Source organism: Streptomyces chilikensis (genome assembly GCF_001642695.1).
GTDB lineage: Bacteria > Actinomycetota > Actinomycetes > Streptomycetales > Streptomycetaceae > Streptomyces > Streptomyces chilikensis.
Genome location: NZ_LWCC02000005.1, coordinates 3,396,483 through 3,403,067, shown reverse-complemented (window position 1 = coordinate 3,403,067; position 6,585 = coordinate 3,396,483). Strand labels below are relative to the sequence as shown.

7 protein-coding genes are annotated in these 6,585 nt (G+C 75.2%); 4 read left to right on the top strand and 3 right to left on the bottom strand.

Annotated elements, in window-relative coordinates; genetic code table 11:
• Positions 1-302 precede the first annotated feature (302 nt).
• On the top strand, positions 303-1,481 hold the full coding sequence (locus A2U95_RS15150) for a peptidoglycan-binding domain-containing protein (protein WP_166022824.1): 1,179 nt from the start codon (positions 303-305) through the stop codon (positions 1,479-1,481).
• A gap of 126 nt (positions 1,482-1,607) precedes the next feature.
• On the opposite strand, the gene A2U95_RS15145 is transcribed toward A2U95_RS15150, so the two are convergent.
• Both A2U95_RS15145 and A2U95_RS15140 read right to left on the bottom strand, forming a co-directional pair.
• Positions 1,608-2,279, bottom strand: a complete 672-nt coding sequence (locus A2U95_RS15145; RefSeq protein WP_166022823.1) for an HAD-IA family hydrolase — start codon at positions 2,277-2,279, stop codon at positions 1,608-1,610.
• Positions 2,280-2,511: 232 nt separating this feature from the next.
• Positions 2,512-3,093, bottom strand: coding sequence for a TMEM165/GDT1 family protein (locus A2U95_RS15140; RefSeq protein WP_166022821.1), 582 nt, complete (start codon positions 3,091-3,093; stop codon positions 2,512-2,514).
• A gap of 396 nt (positions 3,094-3,489) precedes the next feature.
• Between A2U95_RS15140 and A2U95_RS15135 the strand changes: the two genes are divergently transcribed.
• Both A2U95_RS15135 and A2U95_RS15130 read left to right on the top strand, forming a co-directional pair.
• Positions 3,490-4,140: an HNH endonuclease family protein gene (locus A2U95_RS15135; protein ID WP_166022819.1), complete on the top strand. Its 651-nt coding sequence runs from the start codon at positions 3,490-3,492 to the stop codon at positions 4,138-4,140.
• Positions 4,141-4,512: 372 nt separating this feature from the next.
• Positions 4,513-4,920, top strand: coding sequence for a DoxX family protein (locus tag A2U95_RS15130; RefSeq protein ID WP_240957467.1), 408 nt, complete (start codon positions 4,513-4,515; stop codon positions 4,918-4,920).
• On the opposite strand, the gene A2U95_RS15125 is transcribed toward A2U95_RS15130, so the two are convergent.
• Positions 4,886-5,467 (bottom strand): superoxide dismutase family protein, encoded by a 582-nt coding sequence (locus tag A2U95_RS15125; RefSeq protein ID WP_166022815.1) that lies wholly within the window; start codon positions 5,465-5,467, stop codon positions 4,886-4,888. The two genes, A2U95_RS15130 and A2U95_RS15125, sit on opposite strands and share 35 nt — an antisense overlap.
• Positions 5,468-5,711: 244 nt before the next feature.
• Here A2U95_RS15125 and A2U95_RS15120 point away from each other — a divergent pair, with 244 nt between their 5' ends.
• Entirely contained in the window at positions 5,712-6,368 is a 657-nt protein-coding gene (locus A2U95_RS15120) for a DedA family protein (protein ID WP_166022813.1), read from the top strand.
• The last annotated feature ends 217 nt before the right edge of the window (positions 6,369-6,585 follow it).

The window sequence follows — 6,585 nt, the reverse complement described above, 5'->3', positions numbered from 1 at the left end:
GGGCCCGCCGTGGGCGGCGGCGTGCGGGGCGTGGGCGGTGCCGGGGGCGGCGGCCGTGGCCCGCTGCCCCCGCGGCGCCCCGGAGCCCTCTCGCGGGCCCTGGTCCCGGACGCCGTCCGTCCCGCCCTGTGCGTCGTCGGCCATGGGTCCTCCCGGGCTCTCGACCTACACGTTCCCTCGTTGCCGGAGTGACCCGTTATGGCCCGTTGAGTCCTCCGTGACGGCCGGCAATCGGGAACCGCGTACGCGTAGGGGGCGAAAATCTGCATAATCACGGGAGATTTAAGGGGAGGGACCGTCGCGTGAACGAGAACCAGGGGAACGAGTGCCCCGGGTGCGGTGCGCCGCGCCAGGCGGACCACACCTCGTCGTGCGCCTGCGCGCTGTTGGCCGCCGAGGCGCTGCGTGACGCGCGCGAGCGGGAGGCCGCGGAGGCCGAGGACTTCGACCCCCTGCGGGTCCGGCCCTACGTGGGGCTGACCCCTCCCGGAGACGAGGCGGCGGCCGGCGGGGAGCCGCGGGTGATCGTGGGCGAGGTCGTCGCCGCCCGGGACGCCGCGGTGCCCCTGGCGGGCCCGCTGCCCCCGGAACGGCCGGCACCGGCCGGGGCCGCCGGACCGGCGCGGGCGCACCCGGGGACCGGTGCGGAACCCGAGGCACTGGACGGCCGCGCACACCACGGCCGGGGTTCGCAGGACGGCCCGGACGGCCCGGTGCTCCCGGCCCCCGGACCGTCGGCGCACGGCCCCGGGACGGAGGGCGGCGCGGCCGGCGGGGATCCCGGGACCCCGGACGACGGGCCCCGTGGGACCCACCGCCGCCGCCGGACGCCCAAGCGCCGGGTCGCGCTGGTGACCGCCGGGTCGGTGGTCGGCGTGGGAGCGGTGATCGCCGGCGTGACCGGCGGACTGTTCGCGTACCAGACGCCTTCCCGGACGACCTCGATGCCGCAGCGCGTCAGCGTGCCGGACGTGGACCCGGAGGTCGCCGCCGACACCGCCACGGAGCCGTCGACCGTCACCTCCGCGCCGCCGCAGAGGTCCGCCTCCCCGGAGCCGAGCCCCTCGGCCACGGCCTCCGCCTCCGCGTCCGCGTCCGCCGAGGCGTCGCGCACCGCGACCCCGGAGGCGGAACGTTCCAGCGCCTCGGCCACGCAGTCCGCCGACGGCGCGGAGGGCGGGACCGGCCTCGGTGACGGTTCCCTGGCCCCCGGGGACACCGGCCCGGAGGTGGCGGAGCTGCAGCGCCGCCTGGCGGAGCTGTGGCTCTACAGCGGTGACGCGGACGGCCGGTACGACGACCAGGTGCGCAACGGCGTCAGCGCCTTCCAGTACATCAACGGCATCCAGGACGACGAGTACGGCACCTACGGCCCGGCGACCCGGGCGGTCCTCGAGTCCATCACCCGCGGCGACGGCCGGCACGACGGCGGGCACGACGGCCGGTGGGACGGCGACCGGCACGGGGACGGATGGCGCTGAGGCGTTGACCGGGCCCGGCCGGCGGGCGATGAGGGCCGGGCCCGGTGGCGTGTCGGGCGGGACCTGACGGTCCCGCGCCATGGACGGACGGCGGCCGCGCCCGGCCGCCGCCCGGAGTTCGCGGACTCAGTCCCGCCCGGCCCTCACCAGCACCGAGCCGTCGGCGGCGGGCTCCACCCGGAGCCGGCGCAGGTCGCGCACGACCACGTCCGGTCCGTGCGCGTGGGCCCGCGGGCCCACGCCGACCACCCGCATCCCGGCGGCCTTGCCGGCGGCGATCCCGGCCTCGGAGTCCTCGAGGACCAGGCAGTCCTGCGGGGCGACGCCCAGCTCGGCGGCCGCCTTCAGGAACCCCTCCGGGTCCGGCTTGGAGTGGGCGACGTCCTCCGCGGTGACCCGGGACTCCGGCATCGCCAGCCCGGCGGCCGCCATCCGCGCCGTGCACAGCCGCACGTCCGCGGAGGTCACCAGGGCGTGCGGAACGCCGCGCAGGGAGGCCAGGAACTCGGGGGCACCGGGGATCGCCACCACGCCCTCGGTGTCGGCGGCCTCCTCGGCCAGCAGCCACGCGTTGTCGGCGTGGTTCTGCGCCGCGGGGCGGTCGGGCAGCAGGAGCGCCATCGTGGCGTGGCCCTGACGGCCGTGCGCCACCTGGACCACGTGGTCGCCGTCGAGCCCCTGGGACGCGGCCCAGCGGCGCCACACGCGTTCCACGGCGGCATCGGAGTTGACGAGGGTCCCGTCCATGTCGAGCAACAGGGCGCGGACGGAGAACTCGACGGCGGCACCCACGGCCATGCGGCACGGCTCCAGACACAGGGGAGGAAGGCCAAGGTGGCCCCGCCCGCCGGTCAGGGGGTGACGAGCGGGAACCACTTTGTTCCTCAACGATACAAAACCCTTCGGCCGGCCGCCACCCCGGGGTCCAGCATGTGGACACGCATTGCCCGCGGGGCGCGGACGGCCGGCCCGGGAGGGGCCGGGAGACGGAAAGGATCCGGGGAAGGGGTCCGACGGCAGGGCGGCGGCGTCAGCCGGCGATCGCCTCCCAGAGGCTCCACAGGCCCAGCCCCGTCATCAGCACCGCGGCGATCTTGGTGATCAGCTCCAGCGGCACCTTCTTCATCAGCGCCTTGCCGCCGACGATGCCGAGCGCGGCCACCGACCACAGCGCCAGCACGGCCCCGAGGCCCACCGACAGCGGGTCGTCGTACCGGGCGGCCAGGTTCGCCGTCATGATCTGCGTCAGGTCGCCGAACTCGGCGACCAGGATGAGCATGAAGCCGGCCCCGGAGACCTTCCAGAAGGACTGGTTCTCCGGCTTGCGGATCTCCTCCTCGTCCTCGCCCTTCCTCATCAGCAGCACCGCCGCGCCGCCCAGGAAGAGCACACCGGTGATCGCGTGCACGATCTGCTGCGGCAGCAGCGTCAGCACGCTGCCCGCCGCGACGGCGAGCACCACGTGCACCAGGAAGGCCGCCGCGACGCCGGCGAAGACGTAGGAGGCGCGGTAGCGCGTCCCGAGCACCAGACCCGCCAGGGCGGTCTTGTCGGGGAGCTCCGCGAGAAAGACGACGCCGAAGACGAGCGCCGTCACACCAATGCTGATCACAGTTCCTCAATCGGTCGGGCCACCCCGCCGAGAGCTTGCGCGTCTGCGAACACCTCGGCACGGCAGCACACACGGACGTACACGGGTATGCACTGCTTGCCGAAGGTCTCGCCGGCCGTCCGGTTCCCACCGGTGCACGGCCTCCGGGCGCCGGCTCAGCCGAGCTGAGCAGTATGTCGACGGTCCCGGCGTAGGGCTACTCCCCTTCCGCTTCCCCCATCGTACGTGAACGTCCGGTGCGAACATCCGGGCGAACCCGGCGGAACCTCCTCGGGCCCCTTGTCCTGGCATGTACGCGTCGCTAACTTCTCACCGGCTGCTCATCCGCCGGCAACGTGACGCGAAGAGCATGCCGTCCGTCCGCGCTTCACCTCCCCACCTCCCGAGGGACCTCGCATGCCCAAGTTCTACGCGCGTCACGCCCGCCGGTTCGGCATAGTCTCGGCACTGGCCGGGATCCTCGCCTCCCTGGGCCTGTTCGCCGCCCCGAGCGCGTCAGCCGCCCTTCCCACTCCGGTCAGCGCCACCACCGCCCGCAGCTACCTCGCCGCCCTGCCGGTCCAGACCGAGGTCCGGACCGGTTACAGCCGCGACCTGTTCCCGCACTGGATCACCATCAGCGGCGCCTGCAACACCCGGGAGACCGTGCTCAAGCGCGACGGTTCGGGTGTCGTCACCGACTCCTCCTGCGCCGCCACCAGCGGCAGCTGGTACTCGCCCTTCGACGGCGCCACCTGGTCCCTCGCCTCCGACGTGGACATCGACCACCTGGTGCCGCTGGCCGAGGCCTGGGACTCCGGTGCCCGCAACTGGACCACCGCGCAGCGCCAGACCTTCGCCAACGACCTCACCCGGCCGCAGCTGCTCGCCGTCACCGACAACGTGAACCAGGCGAAGGGCGACCAGGACCCCGCCACCTGGATGCCGCCCCGCACCGCCTACCACTGCACCTACGTGCGCGCCTGGGTGCAGGTGAAGTACTACTACGGCCTCTCCGTGGACTCCGCCGAAAAGAGCGCCCTCACCAGCCGCCTGTCGAGCTGCTGAGCCGCCGAGCCGGCCGGCGCGTCCGCCTCCGCCCGGGGTTGACGCGCCGCCCCGCCTCCCGCACGGCCCCGGCATCCCGCCCCCGGCCCCGCCGTCACCCTCCCCGGTGATCCGGCGGGGCTCGGCCGGTGCGGGGCTCCCGGCCCGATCACACTGACCTCGATCGGCCCGTCCCGAGGAGCCCCCATGCACCGACCCCCGCACGACCCGCCGCCCGGAGCCGCGCACGACCCGTTGTCCGGGGCGGCACCCGGACCGGCCTCCGGAAACCTCCCGGGGGAGGCCGCACCGCGGTCCCCGGACCCCGCCGGCACGGCGGCGCGGGAGACGGCGCCGGCCGCCCGTCCGTACGTCCTCGCCCTCTTCCGCGCCGTGACCGGCCTGCTCTTCGCCTGCCACGGCGCCGCCTCGCTCTTCGGCGTCCTGGGCGGCGCCCACGGCACCGGAGGCACCGTCCCGGCCGGGGCCTGGCCGGGCTGGTACGCCGCCGTCATCCAGCTCGCCGGCGGCACCCTCGTCCTCCTCGGACTCGGGACCCGCGCCGCAGCCCTGGTCTGCTCCGGCTCGATGGCGTACGCGTACTTCACCGTCCACCAGGCGCGTGACCTCTGGCCGATGCGGAACGGCGGCGAACCGGCCGCCCTCTTCTGCTGGTCGTTCCTCCTCCTCACCGTCACCGGCCCGGGCGCCCTCTCCCTGGACGCCCTTCTCGGCCGGTCGGGGCGGCTCGGGCGGCAGGATCCGCTCAGCCGGCCTTCGTCCACCCGAACGGAACCGTGAAGCAGCCGACCCGCGCGCCCGAGGAGCCCGGCTCGTCGTGGATCACCACGGAGGCGGCCCCGCCCTTGCGGAACCCCCAGTCGTGGTGGGCCGTCGCCTTCCCGGAGCCCTTCCGGTCGGCCGTGAAGTCCAGCCAGACCTCGTTCCGCGGGTTCACCGCCGCGGGGTCGGTGGACGGCTTGTGCTGGTAGTGCCCGCCCGCCGCGGCCGGGTCGGCGGTGCACGGCTTCGTGTGCACGTGGACGCCGTACTCGTGCCCCGCCTTCAGTCCCTTCACCCGGAGCGACACCGTGGTCGCCCCGCCGGGAGCCGTCCGCTGACCGATCTTGATCCACGAGCCGGGCGGCACCAGCTTCTTGTCGTAGCTGTACGCCGTCGTCGCCGACTTCTTCTTCGCGAACACGCCGTCGGTCACCATGGCGTACCCGAGCCGCCCGTCCCTCTCCTTGCCCTGCCCGCCGCCCTCGCCCGCCGCGGCGGCGGCCCCACCCGCCCCCAGCACGGCCATCGCCACGACACCCGCGCACACGCCTGCCCGAACAGCCATTTCCACCGCTCCTCACCGAGAGATCCATCGTGGGCTTGCCCTTCCGTTGGTACGGGAGGCGGCCCCACCTCGCTCGCCGCCAACGGCATATGGAGGAACGCGACTTCGCGGACATACGTGCCCCCCTGGGACGTCAATCACCTGATCGGCGTAGTCTTGCCGGGTGTCCGCCATCGGCCGCTCCTGCCGCTCCCTGCGACGCCGCGGCCCGGTAACAGCCGGGATAGAAGTCCAGGAGAGAACCGTGTGGGAGAGCGTCGGGGCGCTGACTGCCAGCCCGTGGTTCTACGGACTGATCGCGGCCTCGGTCCTCCTGGACGTGTTCCTGCCCGTACTGCCGAGCGGGGTGCTCGTCGCGGCCGCCGCCACCGCGGCCGCCGCCGGGACGGGAGCCGCCGCGGCGGGCGCCGACGCGATGACCGGCGCCGCCTCGACGGCGGACGCGTGGGACCTGGTCGTCCTCACGATCTGCGCCGCGACCGCCTCGGTCCTCGGCGACCTGGCCGCGTTCCGGGTGGGACTGCGCGGCGGCCCGCGGCTGCACCGGGTCATGTCCCGCTCCCGCCGGCTGCGCACCGCGCAGGCACGGCTCGGGGCGGTCCTGGCACACGGCGGCGGCGCGCTCTTCCTGGTCGCCCGGTTCGCCCCGGCCGGCCGCTCCGTGGTCAGCCTGGGCGCGGGCGTGGCCCGGCGCCGGGTGCGGGAGTTCCTGCCCTGGTCGGTGCTGGCCGGGATCAGCTGGGCCGGTTACAGCGTGGCCCTCGGCTACTTCGGCGGCGAATGGCTGGGGAGGGGATGGCTCACCACGGCCGTCTCCGTCCTCTCCCTGTTCCTCGCCGGATCGGCCGCCGCGTTCCTCCTCCGCCGCCCCGCGCAGGACACGGGCGGCGCCACCGCCTGACGCCGGACCCCGCAGCGGGCCCCGGCCGTGACGACCGGAGCCCCGTGCGCCCTCGTCCCCGGACCGGCGGACCGCCCGGCTCCGCCCTCGCGGCCGGCGGCACCGCTCACCTCCGCTCCGCCGCCTCGCCGGCGACGGAACCGGACGGCGCGGCCGCCGGCGCCTCCGGCGCGTGGTGCGCCGCCCGAACGCCCCCGCCCCCGCCGGCGGGAGCCGG